This is a genomic window from Streptomyces sp. MST-110588 (genome assembly GCF_022695595.1).
In the GTDB taxonomy this organism is placed as follows: Bacteria; Actinomycetota; Actinomycetes; order Streptomycetales; family Streptomycetaceae; genus Streptomyces.
In genome coordinates this window covers 1,440,524-1,457,189 of record NZ_CP074380.1, presented here as the reverse complement: position 1 = coordinate 1,457,189, position 16,666 = coordinate 1,440,524, and the positions used below count along the sequence as shown (strand labels likewise).

13 protein-coding genes and 3 pseudogenes are annotated in these 16,666 nt (G+C 72.1%); 11 read left to right on the top strand and 5 right to left on the bottom strand.

Annotation, left to right across the window (positions count from 1 at the left end):
- Positions 1-68: 68 nt before the first annotated feature.
- Entirely contained in the window at positions 69-1,190 is a 1,122-nt protein-coding gene (locus tag KGS77_RS06530; protein ID WP_242579377.1) for an ROK family glucokinase, read from the top strand.
- A gap of 20 nt (positions 1,191-1,210) precedes the next feature.
- Complete coding sequence (locus tag KGS77_RS06525) at positions 1,211-1,888, top strand: hypothetical protein (protein WP_242579373.1); 678 nt, start codon at positions 1,211-1,213, stop codon at positions 1,886-1,888.
- A gap of 195 nt (positions 1,889-2,083) precedes the next feature.
- On the opposite strand, the gene KGS77_RS06520 is transcribed toward KGS77_RS06525, so the two are convergent.
- A complete protein-coding gene (locus KGS77_RS06520) occupies positions 2,084-2,863 on the bottom strand; it encodes a GNAT family N-acetyltransferase (protein ID WP_242579370.1) in 780 nt (259 codons plus the stop codon).
- Between the two features lie 270 nt (positions 2,864-3,133).
- Positions 3,134-3,942 (bottom strand): annotated as a pseudogene (locus KGS77_RS06515) (SDR family NAD(P)-dependent oxidoreductase).
- 522 nt (positions 3,943-4,464) lie between these two features.
- Between KGS77_RS06515 and KGS77_RS06510 the strand changes: the two are divergent.
- Both KGS77_RS06510 and KGS77_RS06505 read left to right on the top strand, forming a co-directional pair.
- The gene (locus tag KGS77_RS06510; RefSeq protein WP_242579369.1) at positions 4,465-5,103 is read left to right on the top strand and encodes an MBL fold metallo-hydrolase; all 639 of its coding nucleotides are present in this window, start codon (positions 4,465-4,467) and stop codon (positions 5,101-5,103) included.
- Positions 5,104-5,183: 80 nt separating this feature from the next.
- Positions 5,184-5,962 (top strand): annotated as a pseudogene (locus KGS77_RS06505) (exodeoxyribonuclease III).
- Between the two features lie 147 nt (positions 5,963-6,109).
- Here KGS77_RS06505 and KGS77_RS06500 read toward each other — a convergent pair.
- The gene (locus tag KGS77_RS06500) at positions 6,110-7,912 is read right to left on the bottom strand and encodes an SGNH/GDSL hydrolase family protein (protein ID WP_242579367.1); all 1,803 of its coding nucleotides are present in this window, start codon (positions 7,910-7,912) and stop codon (positions 6,110-6,112) included.
- 426 nt (positions 7,913-8,338) lie between these two features.
- Here KGS77_RS06500 and KGS77_RS06495 point away from each other — a divergent pair, with 426 nt between their 5' ends.
- Positions 8,339-8,857 (top strand): DUF6278 family protein, encoded by a 519-nt coding sequence (locus tag KGS77_RS06495; protein ID WP_242579365.1) that lies wholly within the window; start codon positions 8,339-8,341, stop codon positions 8,855-8,857.
- A gap of 87 nt (positions 8,858-8,944) precedes the next feature.
- Here KGS77_RS06495 and KGS77_RS06490 read toward each other — a convergent pair whose 3' ends face one another.
- Positions 8,945-9,700, bottom strand: a complete 756-nt coding sequence (locus KGS77_RS06490) for a GntR family transcriptional regulator (RefSeq protein WP_242579362.1) — start codon at positions 9,698-9,700, stop codon at positions 8,945-8,947.
- A 224-nt stretch (positions 9,701-9,924) separates the two neighbouring features.
- Here KGS77_RS06490 and KGS77_RS06485 point away from each other — a divergent pair, with 224 nt between their 5' ends.
- Genes KGS77_RS06485 through KGS77_RS06470 form a run of 4 tightly spaced genes read left to right on the top strand, consistent with a single transcriptional unit; the run spans position 9,925 to position 13,133 of the window.
- Positions 9,925-10,668, top strand: coding sequence for an amino acid ABC transporter ATP-binding protein (locus tag KGS77_RS06485; protein WP_277994194.1), 744 nt, complete (start codon positions 9,925-9,927; stop codon positions 10,666-10,668).
- A gap of 14 nt (positions 10,669-10,682) precedes the next feature.
- Positions 10,683-11,612, top strand: a complete 930-nt coding sequence (locus KGS77_RS06480; protein ID WP_242579360.1) for a glutamate ABC transporter substrate-binding protein — start codon at positions 10,683-10,685, stop codon at positions 11,610-11,612.
- A 16-nt stretch (positions 11,613-11,628) separates the two neighbouring features.
- Complete coding sequence (locus tag KGS77_RS06475) at positions 11,629-12,273, top strand: amino acid ABC transporter permease (protein ID WP_242579357.1); 645 nt, start codon at positions 11,629-11,631, stop codon at positions 12,271-12,273.
- Complete coding sequence (locus KGS77_RS06470) at positions 12,270-13,133, top strand: amino acid ABC transporter permease (protein ID WP_242579355.1); 864 nt, start codon at positions 12,270-12,272, stop codon at positions 13,131-13,133. Before KGS77_RS06475 ends, KGS77_RS06470 begins: the two co-directional genes overlap by 4 nt.
- Before the next feature lie 42 nt (positions 13,134-13,175).
- Here KGS77_RS06470 and KGS77_RS06465 read toward each other — a convergent pair.
- Positions 13,176-14,793, bottom strand: a pseudogene (locus KGS77_RS06465) (alpha/beta fold hydrolase).
- A 285-nt stretch (positions 14,794-15,078) separates the two neighbouring features.
- Here KGS77_RS06465 and KGS77_RS06460 point away from each other — a divergent pair.
- Both KGS77_RS06460 and KGS77_RS06455 read left to right on the top strand, forming a co-directional pair.
- A complete protein-coding gene (locus KGS77_RS06460) occupies positions 15,079-15,303 on the top strand; it encodes a hypothetical protein (RefSeq protein ID WP_242579353.1) in 225 nt (74 codons plus the stop codon).
- A 63-nt stretch (positions 15,304-15,366) separates the two neighbouring features.
- On the top strand, positions 15,367-16,608 hold the full coding sequence (locus tag KGS77_RS06455) for a flotillin (protein ID WP_242579350.1): 1,242 nt from the start codon (positions 15,367-15,369) through the stop codon (positions 16,606-16,608).
- Positions 16,609-16,666: the final 58 nt, after the last annotated feature.

Below are 16,666 nucleotides of genomic sequence, written 5' to 3'. Positions count from 1 at the left end.
GGCAGCGGACGGCCCGCCCCGGGCGCAGCCGGCGCCGGGCGTGGCCCGGGGGACTGCGGGGCGCGGGCATGAGCACGTACAAAGACACGGTGCACCGGGGGTCGGCGCGGGCGACGGTGCTGCGCACGGTCGGGACGCGGGAGCGGCGCTCGCTGCTGACCGCCCCCCGGGTGCCCACCGTGGGCATCGACATCGGCGGCACCAAGGTCATGGCGGGCGTGGTGGACGCCGACGGCACGATCCTGGAGAAGGTCCGTACCGAGACCCCGGACAAGTCCAAGAGCCCCAAGGTCGTCGAGGACGTCATCACCGAACTGGTGCTGGACCTCTCCGACCGGCACGACGTGCACGCGGTGGGCATCGGCGCGGCCGGCTGGGTCGACGCCGACCGCAGCCGCGTCCTGTTCGCCCCCCATCTGAACTGGCGCAACGAGCCGCTGCGCGACCGGCTCGCCGGCCGTCTGGCGGTCCCCGTCATGGTCGACAACGACGCGAACACCGCGGCCTGGGCCGAGTGGCGCTTCGGCGCCGGACGCGGCGAGGACCACCTCGTCATGATCACGCTCGGTACCGGCATCGGCGGCGCGATCCTGGAGGACGGCCAGGTCAAGCGCGGCAAGTACGGCGTCGCCGGCGAGTTCGGCCATATGCAGGTCGTGCCCGGCGGCCACCGCTGCCCGTGCGGCAACCGCGGCTGCTGGGAGCAGTACAGCTCCGGAAACGCCCTGGTCCGCGAGGCCCGCGAGCTGGCCGCCGCCGACTCGCCGGTCGCGTACAACATCATCGACCGGGTCGGCGGGCGCGTCGCCGACATCACCGGCCCGCTGATCACCGAGCTGGCCCGTGAGGGCGACGCGATGTGCGTGGAACTGCTCCAGGACATCGGCCAGTGGCTCGGCGTGGGTATCGCCAACCTGGCCGCCGCCCTGGACCCCTCCTGCTTCGTCATCGGCGGCGGCGTCAGCGCCGCCGACGACCTGCTCATCGGCCCGGCCAGGGACGCCTTCCGCCGTACGCTGACCGGCCGCGGCTACCGGCCCGAGGCCCGGATCGCCAAGGCCCAGCTCGGCCCGGAGGCCGGTATGGTCGGCGCCGCCGACCTCGCCCGCCTGGTCGCCCGCCGCTTCCGCCGCGCCAACCGCCGCCGCGTGGAGCGCCACGAACGCTACGCACGGGCGGGGCGGCGATGACCGAACCGGACACCCCAGCCATGACCGAGAACCTCGACAGCCCCGAGAACCCCGACAACCTCAAGAACGCCGGTAACGCCGGAAACACTGAGAACGCCGGAAACACGGGAAACACTGAAAACGCCGAGAACGCCGCAAGCACCGGAAACGGCGGGGCCGGCCGGTCACCCGACGGCGCGCCCCGCCCCACCCGCGGGCGCCGCTGGCTGACCGCGTTCGTCATCTTCCTGCTGATCGCGATCCCGGCCGGCTACATCGCCATCTCCGCCGAGCAGAGCCGTGACAGCGGCCAGAACAAGGAGCAGGAGGCGGCGTCCACCGGCCTCTACAACGACTGGCCCTCCCGGGTCCAGATGCGTACGTACAACGTCCCGGTCCCCGGCCAGATCAGTTCGGTCTACTACTACGAGACCAACTCCTGGAAGACCAGCTCGCTGTTCGTGCAGTTCCGCACCAACGACCTGGGCCTGCGGCTGTTCCTGCAGAACTACGGCCTGGAGCGCAAGGACCTCAAGAGCGGCCGGGTCACGATCAGCCAGGAGCAGGCGGCCAAGGTCGGCTGGGACTTCGGCGGGCACAGACAGTGGGGAGGCGTCGTCCACGAGCAGCCGTCGCCGGAGCCCTCGCAGGCGATCACCGTCAACCTCGACGAGGCCGGCTACCCGATCGTCTACGTCGTCTCGACCGTACGGTTCTAGCCGTCCGGACCGCACGGTTCCAAAGCGCGATGACAACACCACCGGCCTCGGGCTCGGCCTGGCCCTCTCCCGGGGGCTGACCGAGGCGATGGGCGGCACCCTGACCCCCGAGGACACTCCCGGCGGCTGGCGTCCTGTCAACGGTGGCCGGTGCGCCATGGGCGCGGCAGGGCGCCGGAGCACACGATGACGGTGTCAGGCGGCGAGTCCTGTGACGCGGCGTGCGGGCCGGCCGGTGAGGTGGTGGACGTACTCGTGCTCCAGACGGAAGCCGGCGGTCCAGGCGAGGAGGCGGCTGGGGCGGTTGTCGCGTGAGCAGGTCCAGCTCGGGGTGTGGCCGCGGGCGGCGATGTCCTGGCACAGGGCGGTGACGCAGGCCAGTGCGAGGTGCTGTCGGCGGTGTTCGGGGACGGTGAGGCAGGTGATGTCCTCGTGAGTGCTGCCGCGGAAGTACGTGCAGGCCATGGCGAGGATGCGGTCCCTGGCGAACGCCGCCCAGGCGTGTCCGGAGGCGGCGAGGTGGTCCGGGCCGCCCCAACTGGCGTGGACCCAGGCCGACTCGGGTCCCAGTGCGGCGAGCGCGGGCGCGTCCTTCGGCGTCAGCCGGCGCACCGTCACCCCGCGGGGCACGTGCGGGTGCGGCGCGGGGACGCGGTGGACGTACACCATGCGTTCCCACGGCAGGAGGAGGTCGAACGCGTGGCCGAGCAGGGGCAGGAAGCGGGCCGGGGCCTGGATGTGGTGCTCGGCGAAGGGGGCGAGCGCGAGCGGGGCCAGGGCGGTGGGTTCGCCGCGCAGCAGTACGTGGCCCGCGCAGGCCACGGCGACGGCTCGGGGGGCGAGGGGACGGTCGGCCCACCAGCGGCCGGCTCCCTTTTGGGCCAGTGCGTGTTCGGCCAGTGCTGCCGTGCCGGGCGGTCCGGCGGCGAACCAGTGGGAGACGGCGGCGGCTTGATCGCGGGAGAGCTCGATCACGATGACTCCTGGTGACGTTCGTGGGGCGGGCCGTGCGGGGAACGGGCCGTTCGTGGGGCGGGCCGGGTGGGGCGGTGCGGGCACCGCCCCACCCGGCCGTTCAGCCCTGGCCGGCCTTGCTGCCGTGGTTGGCCTTCTTCTTGCGGCGGGTCTTCTTCTTGCGGGCGCGTTTGGACATGGCGGAGCCGGCCTTTCGTTGTGGGGAGGCGTTGTGTGGTGCCTGGGACAGTGGTGTCCCAAGAGGAGGGAACTGCCCGGTGGTGGTGCGGTTCAGCGGTGCTGGCCGACGAGCTGGTCCGCGAGCTTGCTCAGGCGCCTGACGGTGCGGTCCTCGGTGGCCGCGGGGGCGGGGTCGACGCGCTGGTCACGGTCGTAGTAGGCGCCGTTGACGATCTCGACCGCCGGGTCGCAGAGCCGTACGACATGGGCGGCGCCGTCGGCTGCCGGGGCGCCGTCCAGGGCGTACAGGGGCAGCAGGTCGGTGGTGCAGATGCCGGGGTGGACGGAGACCGCGGTCACCCGGGGGTCCGCGGCGAAGACGGTCAGGGCGAGCTGGGACTGGGCGTAGGCGGCGAGCCGGGAGTAACGGCGGGTGCGGTGGGGGTCGCTCCACTGGATGGAGGCGGTGCGGTGCAGCGATGAGGACACATTGACGACCCGGCCGCCGGGGTCGGTGGTCAGCGCGGGCTCCAGCAGGCAGGTCAGCAGGTAGTGGGCGAGGAAGTTGACCTGGAAGGCGACCTCGTTGCCGTCGTCGGTCAGGGTGTGCCGTTCGGGGCGGCGGTGGCGGCGTTGTTGACCAGGACATCGAGGTGCGGGTGCTCGGCCACCACCCGCCGGGCCAGGGCCTCGACCTCTTCCAGACGGGCGAAGTCCGCACCGTAGGGGTGCAGACGGGCCGCGTCGAGGCCCGCCGTGGCGATCAGCTTGTCGGCGGCGGCCTGGGCGTCATGGGGGGTGCGGCCGTGGAGGAGGACGGTGGCGCCGCGCTCGGCGAGCTGCCGGGCGGTCTCCAGGCCGATGCCGGAGGTGGCGCCGGTCACCAGGACAGTACGGGAGGAAAGGTCGAAGACGGACATGGTCCCTTCCGGTCGGGAAAGTGGGTGGGCACGCCGAGCCGGCCCCGGGGGGCGGTGGCGTACGGGTGGCAGAACGCGCACGGGGCGCCGGATCAGGTCACGGCGCCCCGTGCGGGTGCGGGAAAGAGATCAGCGGGAGGCGGATCTCTCCGGGCAGCGCGGCGCACGACACGGCACCGCCTGATGAGGCGGACGGTCGAGCAGAAGCCAGGCGCTGTTCACGATCCCATCGAATGCCGTGCCGCCCCGGGCCGCAAGACTTCCCCGTCCCCCTTGACGGACCCCTGATGACCCTCCGCTCCCGGCCACCGCACCGGCCGACGTGCCCGGCAGCACGCGCTCGGCAGTACGGGCTCGGACCACTGCCGTGAGGCCGCAGGGTGTCCGCCGTGCCGTAACGGCCCGTCAGTGACGGGAACCGTGCGGGCCGTCCCGGAGCCGGGGTGCCGTGCCGCAGGCAGGTGGCGGGCGCACCTGGTTCAGGGCCTGCCGCGACGCCCGTGACGCGGCAGGATGGCAGGTATGGAACTCACGAAGAAGACCCACGCCTGCGTCCGGCTGGAGAAGGACGGGCGGGTGCTCGTCATCGATCCCGGCGTCTTCAGCGAGCGGGACGCGGCGGCCGGCGCGGACGCCGTGCTGGTCACCCACGAGCACATGGACCACTTCGACGAGGGCCGGCTGCGCACGGCCATGGAGGCCAATCCGGCGGCCGAGATCTGGACCCTGGCCGCCGTCGCCGAGCAGATCTCGGCGGCCTTCCCCGGCCGGGTGCACACCGTCGGCGAGGGCGACACCTTCACCGCCGCCGGCTTCGAGGTGGAGGTGCACGGCCAGTTCCACGCGGTCATCCACCCGGACATCCCGCGCATCACCAACGTCGGCTTCCTCCTGGACGGCTCCGTCTTCCACCCCGGCGACGCGCTGACCGTCCCGGAGGGCCGCTCGGTGGACACTCTTCTGCTGCCCGTCCACGCGCCGTGGAACAAGGTCGCCGAGATCATCGACTACCTGCGGGAGGTCAAGCCGCGCCGGGCCGTGGACATCCACGACAGCCTGCTGCAGGACCACGCCCGCCCGGTGTACGACTCCATGATCGACAAGCTGGGCGGCACCGACCACGGCCGCCTCGCACCCGGCGAGCACACCGGGCTGAGGTGAAAGCCGGGCCGGGGGCGTGAGCGTACGGCCGCGGGCCTGTGGGCGGCCCGCTGTCGTACCCCCGCTGTAGGTTTACGGACATGCGCATCGCGACCTGGAACGTCAATTCGATCACCGCCCGTCTTCCGAGGCTGCTGGCCTGGCTGGAGAGCACCGGCACGGACGTGCTGTGCCTCCAGGAGCTCAAGTGCTCGGCCGAGCAGTTCCCCTACGAGCAACTGCGGGAGCTGGGGTACGAGGCCGCGGTCAACGGCACCGGCCGCTGGAACGGCGTCGCGGTGCTCTCCAGGGTGGGGCTGGAGGACGTGGTCACCGGCCTGCCCGCGGGCCCGGAGTACGACGGCGCGCAGGAGCCCCGCGCCGTCGCGGCGACCTGCGGCGCGGCCCGCGTCTGGTCGGTGTACGTGCCCAACGGCCGCGAGGTGGACCACGCCCACTACGCGTACAAGCTGCACTGGCTGGAGGCGCTGAAGGCGGCGGTCGCCGGGGACGCGGCGGGCGGGCGCCCCTTCGCGGTCCTGGGCGACTTCAACATCGCGCCGACGGACGAGGACGTATGGGACCTCTCGGCGTTCGAGGGGGCGACGCATGTCACCCCGCCGAGCGCGCGGCTCTGACCGAGCTGCGCGCGGCGGGTCTGTCGGACATCGTGCCGCGCCCCCTGAAGTACGACCGCCCGTACACCTACTGGGACTACCGCCAGCTCTGCTTCCCCAAGAACAAGGGCATGCGCATCGACCTGGTCTACGGCAACGAGCCGTTCGCCAAGGCGGTCTCGGACGCCTATGTCGACCGGGAGGAGCGCAAGGGCAAGGGCGCCTCGGACCACGCGCCGGTGGTCGTGGACCTGAACGTCTGAGCCCGGGACGGGCCGGGACGAGCCGGGCCGGAGGCGGCGGTGCGGGCGAGCCGAGCCGGATGGCGGCGGTGCGGACGGGCCGGGCGGGCTCCCGGTTGGTTCGTACGTCAGGAGTCCCGCCCCCGGCCGCTCCACCCCGGCCCGCGCTCAGGGCACCAGCAGCCGCAGGTCGACCGACTCGGCCAGCGCCCGCAGGCCCGCGTCGCCGGGGTGCAGATGGTCGCCGCTGTCGTACGTCGGCGCGATCCGCTGGGGCCGCCGCGGATCGCGCACCACCGCATCGAAGTCCAGCACCGCGTCGAACGCCCCGCAGTCCCCCGTACGGACGTTGTTGCGCACGAACGTGTTGACGGCCGACCGCTGCGCCTCCACCGCCGGGGTGCAGGAGACGAAGCCCTCGCAGGGCGCGACGGTGGCGGCCAGCACCCGCAGCCCCCGCTCGTGGGCGCGCCGCGCGATGGCCCGCAGCCCCGCCGTCACCTCCGGCGCCGCGGCCCGCCCGAGGAGGTCGTTGACGCCTTCGAAGACGATCACCGTACGGACCCCGGGCTGGGCCAGCACGTCCCGGTCCAGCCGGTGCAGGGCGCTCACCCCGCCGGTCTCCTTGCTCACCCCGTCCCCCTGGTAGCGGTCGGTGACGACCCGGTTGGCGCCGATGCCGTGGTTGGCGACCCCGTACCGCGGCAGCGTGTCCTGTGCGCGCAGGCGCTCGGCGAGGACGTCCGGCCAGCGCCGGTTCGCGCCGGCCGTCGACCTCGCCCCGTCGGTGATCGAGTCCCCGAGCGTGACGACGGTTCCCGGCCCGCCCCGCACGTCCACGCCCGTCAGGAACGGCCAGGTCTCCAGCGTTCCCGTGAACGCCGCCCCGCCCCCGTCCCCGGTGCGGTCCCCGCTGCCGGGCGCGCTCAGGTACGAGCGCTGTGTCGCCATCTGGTGCACCGGCGCCGCCGTCACCGTCCCCGGCAGATGGATGCTCACCAGCAGGTTGGCACCCGCGGGCACGGCGAAGTCCACCGGGTCGCCGAACACCTGGGCCCCGGCCGGAATCCGGGCCGATCTGCGGCCCTGGAAGGTCAGCGGTACGGGCCGGCCGGCCGCCTGCGCCCCCTGCCCCTGCACTGCCACGCTCGCCGCCCCGATCGTCACCGGCGCCGCGGCGAAGGTGTTCGCCAGCCGGATCCGGGCCCGTGGCCCGCCCGCGCCGGCGTGCACCACCAGCCGCAGCGTGCGGTCCGTCCACGGCCCGACGGCCGGATAGCCGCCGGTGCTCGCCGCCCAGCTCGCGGTCCAGCCGCGCCCCGCGTCGCGCACCCCCACCGCGAACACGTGCAGGTCGCCCGCCGGCCCCGGGTCCTGGGGCAGCACGACCGAGGACACCTCGCGGCCGGGCCGCAGCGGCACGCTCACCGCGTACAGCCGGGCCGGCCCGGCCTGCTGCCCCTCGGGGGAGTTCAGGTGCGGCAGCGCCACGGCCTTGGTGCTCAGCGGACCGGTCCGCCAGTCCGGCGCGCTCAGTTCGTACGTGCTGCGCGAGCCGTCCCGGTAGCGCACGGTGCCCGTCCCGGTCACCGTCCCGCCGGGCCCGGGCGCCGTGGCGGCCACCAGCAAGGAGAGCGCGCCGCCCTGCCCCCGCACCCGTACGGCCTGTCCGTCCGCCCGTACGTTGTCCGGCTCACCCGGCTCCGAGCGCGGCCAGGTCAGCCGCGCCGAGTCGATCGCCAGCAGCCGGCCGGGCGTCCAGCCCGCCGCGCGCAGGTCCTGGGCGGACAGTGAGCGGCCGGCGCCGTCGAAGTCGGCGTCGCCCGGATCGGTGTCCTCGCTGATCGCCGTGTTGTCGAAGAGTTCTTCCAGGGGTGCCGGTGTGTCCGGGCGCGGCGGTGCGGCGGCGGCGGGCGACACCGTCCCGCTCAGCGCGAGCACGAGGGCCGTGCCCCACAGTCGTACGCGCATCGGTCCTTCCCTCCAGTGGCGCCGACGGGCGGCGGGCGGGCGGCGATCCGGTGGTCCCGGCGATCCGCTGGTCCCGGCGGGCCGTACGGACCGGCCGGTCGAACAGGCCCGGTCGTGACGGGCCTGACGCGGCATACCGGATGGATCGGTCGGATCTGAGCAGGTCGGAACTGATCGAGTGGAATCTGATCGAGTGGGATCGCGTCAGGTCGAATCGAATCGGATCGGGTCGAATCGGAATCGGGTCGGGCTCGATCGGGTCGATCGTAGGGGCCGGATGGTGCGAACGGGACGAATGATGAGGCAGGTCCGGCGGAATCGCCATGAAGGTAGGGAGACACGAGATGGGCGTCAAGACGACAATCGGACCGGTGCCGTGCCGCACGCCGGTGGCCGACGCCCGGCGCGGGTGGGACGCTACGCCCCATGAACCTGTCTTTCCTGGACAAGTGGCGCAGGCGGGCGGACCCGGACCACCCGCTCCCGTTCGCCGGCCCGGCCGCCGGGCCGGAGGGCGGGCCGGGCAGTGGGGCGTCCGGCGCGGGCCCCGGCACGGGCCCCGGCTCGGGTTCCGGCTCCGGCGAGGACCCCGGAAGCGTGACCGAGCTGCTGTCCGAGTGCGAGCTGCTGCGCGCCCAGGCGGCGGAGGCCGGAGTGGAACTGGACGACACACCACGGTCGTTGGAGGCGCTGGACCAGCTCCAGCCGGTCTGGCGGGACGACCCCGAGGTGCTGCCCTGGCTCGGCAACGACGCGGGCCTCTACCTCGGCACGGTGCTCGTACGGACGGTCCGGGGCGCCGTCTGGCAGGTGTGGCCGGACGGACTGCCCGTCGTACGGCTGGAGTCCGGCCGCGAGGTCGACGTGGTACGGGCGGGCCACGAATGGGCCGACGACGGCGCGCCCGAGCTCTCCCACGTGTACGCGGAGGTGGCCGAGAGCTGACCGGGCCGCTGCCCGCACCCGCGCACAGACGTCCGCGAACGTCTGTGCGTACGCCCCTGTGCGCGCCCATATGGACGACAGGCGGACCTATACGAACGCGATGTCGTACGCGAGCCGCCAGCGGTCCGCCCGGACGACGATGTCCGAGGTCTCCACGGCCCGCCCGTCCGCGTCGAAGTGCGTCCGCTCGACGACCGTGACGCACTGTCCCGGCGAACAGCCCAGCGTCTCCGCCTCGGAGCTGGACGCGGGCCGCGATCCCACCCGCTCCTCGGCCCGCACCACCCTGATGCCGATGGCGGCCATCCGGCCCCGCACCCCCCGCCGGGCGTAGGGACCGCATTCGGGGTAGACGACGTCCGTGCCCTCCGTGATCGCCAGCGGCTCCCAGCTCGTGGCGAGCTGCACGGGCTGACGGTTGGCCAGGTACTCGTAGACCGAGCACACCACGCTCGTGCCGGGGACGATGGACAGCCGGCGGGCCACCCGTTCCGTCGCCGAGTCCGTCGTGGAGGACGCCTCCCACGTCAGGGGCGTGCCGTCCGGTGAGCCCTCCAGCGCGATCCGGGCGGCGAAGGGTGAGTCCACGGCTCCCGTGGAGCGCAGCAGCGTTCCTATCGGTGCCCGGTCCGTGACGAAGACGCCCCGCCCGAACTGGCCTTCCGCGTACCCGGCGGCCTTGAGGACCCGTACCGCCCGGTCCACGGTCTGGTCGCTGGCCTCGTAGGCCCGTTTGAGCTCGGTGCGGGAGGGGATGCGCGCGCCGACGGCGAGCACCCCCTCGTCGATCTGACGCCGCAGGTCGTCGGCGATGCGCTGGAAGACAGGTCTGTTGTCACCCATGACCGAAAGGCTAGGTACGCAGGAACGCTCTGTGTACCTAGGGCGACGGGATGAGCATGGCGCACAGCGACGAGGCAGCGACGAGGAGGAGAAGCGTACGGCGACCATATGGGGCGGCCTGCTGCGACTTCCAGGCTTATGTGCGTGTCAGTTGTGAACTGCCGGTTTCGTACCGGTAGCTTGCGGTCTCTCCGCTGTACGGATGAGAGTGAGCAGGGCTGCATATGGCCGGTGAGGCGCTGATCGAGCTGCGCGGGGTCAACAAGCACTACGGAGCATTGCATGTCCTGAAGGACATCGATCTCACCGTCGGCCGCGGGGAGGTGGTCGTGGTCATCGGCCCCTCGGGATCGGGCAAGTCGACCCTGTGCCGGACCGTCAACCGCCTGGAGACCATCGAGTCCGGCACCATCCTGCTCGACGGGCGCCCGCTCCCCGAAGAAGGCCGTGAGCTGGCCCGGCTGCGGGCCGAGGTCGGGATGGTGTTCCAGTCCTTCAACCTCTTCGCGCACAAGACCGTGCTGGCCAATGTGATGCTCGCCCCGGTGAAGGTCCGCGGGCACAAGAAGGAGGACGCCGAGCGCCGGGCCCGGGAACTCCTGGACCGGGTGGGGCTGGCCGCACACGCCGAGAAGTACCCCGCCCAGCTCTCCGGCGGCCAGCAGCAGCGCGTCGCCATCGCCCGGGCGCTGGCCATGGATCCCCAGGCGCTGCTGTTCGACGAGCCGACCTCGGCCCTCGACCCCGAGATGATCAACGAGGTCCTGGACGTCATGCAGCGGCTGGCGCAGGAGGGCATGACGATGGTGGTGGTCACCCACGAGATGGGTTTCGCCCGCTCCGCCGCCAACCGCGTGGTGTTCATGGCCGACGGCCGCATCATCGAGGACCGCACCCCCGAGGAGTTCTTCACCGCGCCCGAGAGCGAGCGCGCCAAGGACTTCCTCTCCAAGATCCTCAAGCACTGAACGGGGGCGCCGTCATGCCGCACTCTCACCACCAGCGTCTGCGCCGGGCCCTCGGGGCGCTGGCGCTCACCGTGCTCGCCCTGGCCGGCGGCGGCTGCGGCCGGGCCGGCAGCCCGCCGGTCAAGGGCCCCCAGGGCAGCAAGCTGCCCGCCTACCGGGTGGCCAAGGACGTCAGCCTGCCCGGCTCGGGGACCTGGCAGGCGGCACACCGCCGCGGCCACCTCGTCGTAGGCGCCAAGGAGGACCAGCCCTACATGGGCGAGAAGGACCCGGCCTCCGGGAACTACTCCGGCTTCGACATCGAGATCGCCCGGATGACGGCGGCCTCCCTCGGCTTCGACCCGCGCTCCGTGCGCTTTCGCACCATCGCCTCCGCCAACCGCGAGACGGCCCTGCAGAACGGCCAGATCGACTACTACGTGGGCACCTACACCATCAACGACAAGCGCAAGCTCCAGGTCGGCTTCGCCGGGCCGTACTACCAGGCCGGCCAGGGGCTGCTCGTACGCAAGGACGAGAAGGCCATCAAAGGGCCGGGCGACCTGGACGGCAAGCGGGTCTGCTCGGCGGCCGGCTCCACCCCCGCCCAGCGGATCAGCGCCGACTACCCCAGGGCCAACCTGGTCGCCTACGACACGTACTCGGTGTGCGTGGACAACCTGCTCACCTATCAGGTCGACGCCGTCACCACCGACGACGCCATCTTGATGGGCTACGCCGCCAAGGTGCCCGACGAGCTGAAGTTGGTCGGCAAGCCCTTCTCCAAGGAGCCGTACGGCATCGGCGTGCCGCGCGGCGACAGCGCGCTGCGTCTGGCGCTGGACGACGCGCTCGCCGCCCACGAGAAGAACGGCGACTGGAAGGCCGCGTACGAGGCGACCCTGGGCCGCTCCGGCGTGCCCGCCCCGCAGCCGCCCGCGATCGACCGCTACCCGGCGAGCTGAGGAGCCAGCAATCCTGATGAACGTCCTCCTCGACAACTTCTCCCTCTACGGCAGGGGGCTGCTGGGCACCGTCGAACTGACCGTCTTCGCCTCGCTGCTCGCCCTGGCCCTGGGCATCCTGATGGCCGCCTTCCGCGTCGCACCCGTGGGCGCGCTACGGCTGTTCGGCACCGTATGGGTGACGGTGCTGCGCAACACGCCCCTGACCCTGCTGTTCTTCGCGGTGCTGCTGGGCCTGCCGCGCTTCGGTCTGGTGCTGCCCTTCAAGGTCTTCGCGGTCCTGGCGCTGGGCTGCTACACCTCCGCCTTCATCTGCGAGGCGGTGCGCTCGGGCATCAACACCGTGCCCGTCGGCCAGGGCGAGGCGGCCCGCAGCCTGGGCATGACCTTCTCCCGGACGCTGGGCTCGGTGGTGCTGCCGCAGGCGTTCCGCTCCGTCATCCCGCCCGTCGGCTCCACGCTCATCGCACTCGCCAAGAACTCCGCGATCGCCGGCTCCTTCAGCGTCGTGGAGCTGCTGGGCACCTACAAATCGCTCAACGAGATGGGCTACAGCATCATCTGGTCCTTCATCTGGATCGCCGTCGGCTACCTGATCGTGACCCTGACCATCAGCGCGCTGTTCAACGTGCTGGAACAGCGCTGGGGAGTGACCCGATGACCGGTTCCACCGCCCTGTACGACGTGCCAGGGCCCAGGACCCGGCGGCGGCACCGCCTGTACGGCCTGGCCGCGACCGCCGTCCTGCTGGCGCTGGCCGCCTGGATCGTCCATCTGCTGTTCGACACCGGCCAGTTCACCGCCCGCAAATGGACGCCCTTCATCTACCAGGGCATCCAGGAGATGCTGCTCAAGGGCCTGGGCAACACCCTCAAGGCGTTCGCGTACGCGGCGGTGCTCTCGCTGGTCCTGGGCGCGGTGCTGGCCGCGGGCCGGCTCTCCGAGCACCGGCCGCTGCGCTGGGTGTGCACGCTGCTGGTGGAGTTCTTCCGCGCGATGCCCGTCCTGGTCATGATCTTCTTCATCTACGTGGCGCTCAAGGCCGAGCCGCTGACCGCGCTGGTCGCCGGGCTGACGCTCTACAACGGCTCGGTGCTCGCCGAGGTCTTCCGTACGGGCGTCAACTCCGTCGAGCGCGGGCAGCGGGAGGCGGCGTACGCGCTGGGCATGCGCAAGACGCAGGTCATGACGCACGTCCTGGTTCCGCAGGCGGTACGCGCCATGCTGCCGACGATCATCAGCCAGCTCGTGGTCGCCCTGAAGGACACCTCGCTCGGCTACCTGATCACGTACGAGGAATTCCTGCACGCGGGCAAGCTGATCGCCTCCAGCCTCGACTACGACCTGCCGTTCATCCCGGTCGTCATGGTCATCTCCCCGATCTACATCGGGCTGTGCATCGTGCTGTCGTGGTTCGCCAACTGGGTCGCCAAGCGGCAGCGGCGCAACCCCAAGACCGAGGCGGTCGAGGTGCACGCCGCCGAGCCGGGCACGCTGCTGCCCGGCGGCCGGCAGCCCTGACGCCGGCCGCCGGCCGTGTGAACCCGTCAGTCCGTCGGTCCGTCAGTCCCGTACGGGAACCGACACCCACGAGGGGTCGTCCGCGGGGGAGGAGAAGGTCAGTTCGGCGCCGTCCGGGTTGTGCTCGATGTAGAGCGGGTCGACGGTGTCCACGACCAGCGTGAGCCGGTGGCCCGCCGGGACGTCGTACGCCGTGGAGAACAGCTCCAGGTCCACGCCGAACGGGCGGCCCGGGGTCTTGCCGTGGAAGGTCAGCGGCGCGTGGGAGACCAGCTTGCCCACGCCCAGTGGCCCGACGTCGTACAGGTAGGCGACGAAGGTGCCGCTCTCGGCGGTGCTGGTGAGCGTGGTGTGCAGCTTGGTGGTGCCCCGGACGTGCTGCGCGGTGGCGTACCGCTCGGACTGCCACACCGCGGCGTGGGAGCGCGGCAGCAGCGGGATCGCGGCCATCGGCGGCAGCCTGAGGAACTGGTCCAGCAAATTGGACAGGAGAACCGTCCCGCCGTTGGCGCCCGAGTCGAGGTTGCTGCCGATCCGCCGGCTGCCGTTCAGCTCGATCCGGCGGTGCGCGGAGGGTACGTCCTTCCAGCTCTTGTACCCCTCGTACGCGCCGGTGGAGCGGGACTTGAGCTGGACGGGCGGTTCGAGGTCGATGCCGTTGCGCTCCCCCTTGAGGTAGTGGTCGAACCAGCGTCTGGTGTTGGTCCAGGTGTCGTTGGGCAGGCCGAACAGGCCGGTCACCTCGGCCGTGGCGTGGTCGCCGGGCCGGAACTCCAGGCGCTTGGGGCCGGTGAGCTTCTCGTAGAAGTCGGCGTACTGGTTCGGCGGGAAGAGGGAGTCGCCCCAGGCGTTGCCGAGCAGGACGGCGGGGCCGTTGGCGTTGATCCGGTCCAGATAGGTGACGGGGGAGCGCTTGCGTCCCCACGCGATCAGGTCCTGTTCCTTGTCGAGGCGGGAGCCGAGGAAGTCCTTCAGGACCGTGGTCAGTTCGGGCCCGGGGCGGCCGGTGAGGGACCCGGCGCCACTGAGCAGCTCGACGGCCTGGCGGTGCTGCGTACGGCCGCTGTAGATCGAGCCGACCAGGTCGGCCCAGCCGCTCAGCGCCGCCACGGCCTTGATCCGCTTGTCGGACGCGGAGGCCAGCAGGCTGATGCCCGCTCCGTAGGAGACCCCGCCCATGCCGACCTTCCGCGGATCGGCCGGGGTGTGGGCCAGGGCCCAGTCGATGACCTTGGAGGCGTCGGCGACGTCCTTCGGGCCGGCCGTCTCGATCTGCCCGCCGGACTGCCAGAAGCCGCGGGAGTTGTAGCCGATGACCACGTATCCGGAGGCGGCGAGCTTCCCGGACTGCGCCAGGTACTCGACCTGCGGCATGGCCCAGCTCGTGGGGAGCACGATCAGGGGTGGCGCCGGGTCCCGTCGGCGTCGCCGGGGTGAAGACATTGGCTTTCAGTACGGTGCCGCCGTCGCCCTCGATGTCGACGAAGCGCAGGGCGGGGGCGCCGGCGACGGTCGCGGTGGCCGGGGCCGTGAGGGCCGTCGGGGTCTTCGCGGGGGAGGCCGCGGTGGCGGCCGGGGCGCTGCTGAGGGAGCCGGCGGCGAGCACGGCCGCGCAGGCCGCGCCGACCGCGGCCCGCACAGAGGGGTGGATGGACGTCATCTGCTGCTCCACATCTCGAAGCGAGCCGTCCGGCGTCACCACGGTGTCCGTGGCGACGCGAGGGGGCGGACGGCCCGGAGTGACTGGAGAGTAAAGGTCTGCACTTACCGTTGGTAACCCATCGGCGCGTTACGGCTCGGTAACATCGGGATTTCCCTGCTCCGTACGCTCAACTGCCGTGATATGGGCGGAAGATGGAACCGATCGCCGATGGCGCGGCTCTACGGATACGGGGGCGTCGGCGCGCCGGGGGGAAACCGGGCGCCGCCGCGGGGAGCGGGCAGCATGGACGGACCGGACAGCGCGGCACACGACCCGGTCGGGGCGATCGGGCGGGTGACCGTATCCATCCCGCCCGACGGGCCGGGCGAGGTGCTGGTGGCCGTGCGCGGCGGAACCGAGGCGTTCGCGGCCTGGTGTGAGGAGCCGGTGCCCCGGCACGCCCGGGTGATCGTCGTGGAATCCCTGTCGGCCCGTTCGGTCGTCGTGGCCCCCTTCCCCCAGTCGTGACGGCCGCCGTGACGGAAGCCCTTCAGAGATTCGAGGAGTTCGAGGAGTTCAAGGAGTCCGCCCATGTTTTTCTGGCACGTTCCCGCACCCAACGAGGCGGTTCTCGTCTCCGGTTCCAAACGTCAGGAGCACGACACCCAGTTCCGCATCGTCACCGGGCACGGCTGCTTCGTCCTCCCGGTCAAGCAGAAGGCCCGCGTCCTGTCCCTGGCCCTGCGGGAGGCGGAGATCGCCGAGGACTGCGTGACCAAGCAGGGCATCCGGCTCACCGTACGCGCGGTGACGGTCTTCAAGGTCGGTGACGACCCGGTGTCCATCGCCAACGCCGCCCGCCGCTTCCTGTCCGAACAGCACCGCATGGAGGAGCTGGTCGGGCGCATCTTCGCCGGCCATCTGCGCTCGATCATCGGCGGCCTGACGGTCGAACAGATCATCCGGGAGCGGGACCGGGTCGCCCAGGAGGTCAAGGAGGGCAGCCACACGGAGATGGAGAAGCTGGGCATCGTCGTGGACGCCCTGCAGATCCAGGAGATCGTCGACCCCTCGGACTACATCACCAACCTCGCGGCGCCACATGTCGCCGCCGTCGCCGGACAGGCGCGCATCGCCCGCGCCAAGGCGGACCAGGAAGCCGCCGAACGGGAGCAGGAGGCCGCGGCCCTGCGGGCGAGGTACGAGCGGGACACCGCGATCAAACGGGCCGGGTTCGAGGCCGAGACCGAACAGGCCAGGGCCCGTTCCGCGCAGGCCGGACCGCTGGCGCTGGCCCGGGCCTCGCAGGAGGTCATCGAGGAACAGACCGCGCTGGCCCGGCGCGAGGCGGCACTGACCGCACAGCGCCTGGAGGCCGAGGTGCGGCGCCCGGCCGACGCCGACGCCTACCGGCAGCGCACCTTGGCCGAGGCCCACCGTGACCAGGCGAAATTCGCGGCGGACGGCGACGCCTACGCGCAGCGTACGATCGCCCAGGCACAGGCCGACGCCAACGCGGCACGGGCGGCCTCGCTGCGGGACGGCAACCAGGAACTGATCGCCGCCAACCGCATCGTGGAGAACCTGCCCGCACTGGCCGAAGCCGCCGCCCGGGGCCTGTCCGGGGCGCAGTTGACCGTGCTCAACGGCGCGGAGGGCGTCGGCGAGATCGCCACCGGGATCGTCGGGCAGGGGCTGGCGATCCTGGACACCCTGAAGAAGGCGGCGGCGCGGTCCACGTACGACGGGCAGGCTGCGGACGGCCCGGCCGTGGCTCCGTGGGGGGCGCCGGACCCGGCCGTGGCGCAGCCGACGGCGTCCGAGCGGGGCTGAGCGCGTCCGTGCGGGGCAGGGGAGACGGGAGCGGCCCGGCCCGTTCGCCCTCCTCCGC